The sequence below is a fragment of the Caldisericota bacterium genome, assembly GCA_034717215.1.
In the GTDB taxonomy this organism is placed as follows: Bacteria; Caldisericota; Caldisericia; order Caldisericales; family Caldisericaceae; genus UBA646.
This window is the reverse complement of sequence record JAYELD010000025.1, coordinates 1-2,715: the sequence shown is the minus strand read 5'-3', so window position 1 is coordinate 2,715 and position 2,715 is coordinate 1. Positions and strand designations below refer to the sequence as shown.

General features: G+C 40.9%; 3 protein-coding genes. All 3 read left to right on the top strand.

All coding sequences use genetic code 11. The annotated features are described in order from the left end of the window. A partial coding sequence (locus tag U9Q18_01360; GenBank protein ID MEA3313003.1) for a type II secretion system protein GspE occupies positions 1 to 412 on the top strand: 412 nt, incomplete at its 5' end. Position 413: 1 nt separating this feature from the next. Next, positions 414 to 1,472: a type IV pilus twitching motility protein PilT gene (locus tag U9Q18_01355; GenBank protein MEA3313002.1), complete on the top strand. Its 1,059-nt coding sequence runs from the start codon at positions 414 to 416 to the stop codon at positions 1,470 to 1,472. A gap of 5 nt (positions 1,473 to 1,477) precedes the next feature. After that, positions 1,478 to 2,715: type II secretion system F family protein (locus tag U9Q18_01350; protein MEA3313001.1), on the top strand; the 1,238-nt coding region annotated here is incomplete at its 3' end.

Below are 2,715 nucleotides of genomic sequence, written 5' to 3'. Positions count from 1 at the left end.
TATGGGTATCGAACCATTTCTTGTTGCTTCGTCGCTTATCGGCGCTACTGCTCAGAGACTTGTGAGAAGGATTTGCAAGAGTTGTAAGGTACCATATGATCCCCCAAAATCCGTTTTAGAACATGTTGGTTTGGACATGAGCAAAATTGAAGGCATATCATTTTATAAAGGGGAAGGGTGCGACAAGTGCAATCATACTGGATACAGGGGGAGGCTGGCTGCCCAGGAGTTTCTTTCTATTTCTCCTGACATTCAAAATCTCATCATTAACCGTGCCAGTGCCAGGGATATTCGGGAAAAGGCAAGAGAAGAAGGGATGAAAACACTTCTTGATGACGCACTTACAAAGGCCGCAGAAGGTGTTACAACGATTGAAGAAGTATTAAGAGTAGTTTCTACTGTGGAGGTGTAAAATGATAGAATTAAATGACTTGCTTGTATTATCTGCTAAGAAAGGAGCATCTGATATTCATCTTGTCGCGGGGTTAGCGCCAATTTTGAGAATACATAAACGACTGGTTCATGTTGGCGAGGAAAGACTTACCCCGGAAAACATAGCAGAAATGGTTTTTTCTATCATGCGAGATAGACAAAAAAAGCTGTTTCAGGAGAAGCGCGAATATGATTTTTCATACGGGGTGAAAGGAGTAGCACGCTTTAGAATAAACGTATTTTATCAGCGAGGTTCTATTGCTGCTGCGTTCAGGAGAATTCCTTTTGAGATACCACCTCTTGATTCTCTTGGAGTACCGGAAATCGCACATACGCTTGCAAATTTAGAAAGAGGATTTGTCCTTGTTACCGGACCTACAGGACACGGGAAATCAACGACACTTGCTTCAATAATTGAAGAAATTAACAAAGGGAAATTAAAACATATTGTTACAATTGAAGACCCAATTGAATATTTGTTTCAACATAAAAGTTCTGTTGTTGTCCAGAGAGAGTTAGGAACTGACACGCTTTCTTTTCCCAGTGCTTTGCGGGCAGTTCTAAGAGAAGACCCTGATGTTATTCTTGTAGGGGAAATGAGAGACCTTGATACTATAGCAACGGCTCTTACAGCTGCAGAAACCGGACATCTTGTGTTTACAACACTTCATACGAACTCTGCTGCGCAATCAATTGATAGAATAGTTGACGTTTTCCCTCCACACCAGCAGGAGCAGGTAAAAACACAATTGGGAGGAGTATTGGTTGCTATATTATCACAGCAGCTCATACCGCGCACTGATGGCAGCGGCCTTGTTCTTGCAACTGAAGTGCTTGTAGCAACTCCTGCTATAAGAAATCTTATCAGGGAAGGCAAAACCCACATGATTTTATCTGCGATTCAGACAGGGTCAAATATGGGAATGCAAACAATGGAACAATCTTTAGAAAAATTAGCAAGGGAAGGTTCAATTTCATACGAAGACGGACTAAGGTATGCATTTAACCCGGAAGATTTTAGACGTCTTATGGGAAGGTGATTAAAATGGCAATGTTTTCTTATAAAGCAGTTACACCCGCAGGAACCACTGAAATCGGAAAGGTGGATATGGCTAATTCTTCTGAAGTGGCTGATGTTTTACGCGGGAAAGGATACAGAATTATATATATAAAGGAATTAAAAGGGTTTGGCATGGGCGGCCGAGGTTCTGCTGCCAAAAGCGAAGGGGGCTTTCTTTCAAGATTTACCACAATTTCGGTAAGGGATTTATCAATTTTTACAAATCAATTCGGTACGATGCTTAATGCAGGTTTGTCCCTTTCAAAATGTTTAAGTGTACTTGAAAAACAAACAGGGAATAAGAAATTTGCCGGTATAGTGCATTCTGTGCTGGATGGAGTGCGTGGAGGCGAATCGTTGTCTCAAGCGCTTGCTAAATATCCGGATGTGTTTTCTAATTTATACATAAGCATGGTTCATTCGGGAGAGACAAGTGGCGAACTGGGTGATGCTTTGCTAAAGATGAGTATGTTTATTCAACGTGATTATGAAACGAGGAGCAAGTTAAAAGGGGCAATGACGTATCCTGTTGCCGTACTTGGATTTGCAGTGGCGATTGTTGTTGGCCTTTTTATATTTGTTATTCCTCGCTTTCAAGGTTTCCTTACCCAGTTAGGCGCACCACTACCGGGACCAACAAAAATAGTTTTTGCTTTAGCTAATTTTCTTATACATAAGGGTTGGATAGTTTTAATTATTGTAGTTGCCGCGTACATTATTTATGCGAGGTGGCAGAAAACACCTAATGGAAAAAGGCGGTCTGATGCAGGGAAATTGAAAATGCCTTTGTTCGGAGATCTTAACAAGAAAGCGGCAATGGCTCGGTTCAGTGATACCGTTTCTACGCTTTTTGCTTCGGGTGTTCCACTTGTTGAAGTGTTAGAAACAGTGAAAGGGGTTATTGACAATGTTATTATATCTGACGCAATAGGAGACATTGTCGTTAGCATAAAGAAAGGTGAATCTCTTGCGGCATCTCTTGACCGCAGCGGGATGTTTACCGTAATGGTAATTGAGATGACAAGAATCGGAGAAGAAAGCGGAAGTCTTGATAAAATGTTGAAAAAAGTGGCAGAATTTTACAATGAAGAAGTAGATAATATGATAAACAACATTACAGCTCTTATAAATCCTATAATGATGGTCTTTGTGGGAGGCATTATCGGTAGTGTTCTTATTGCTTTGTACCTTCCTATATTCCAGATGGCGGGGTATGTTCAATA

Bases quoted from the DNA above. Each gene is read 5' to 3' on its own strand.
- U9Q18_01355 (MEA3313002.1), top strand. From the start codon at position 414: ATGATAGAATTAAATGACTTGCTTGTATTATCTGCTAAGAAAGGAGCA.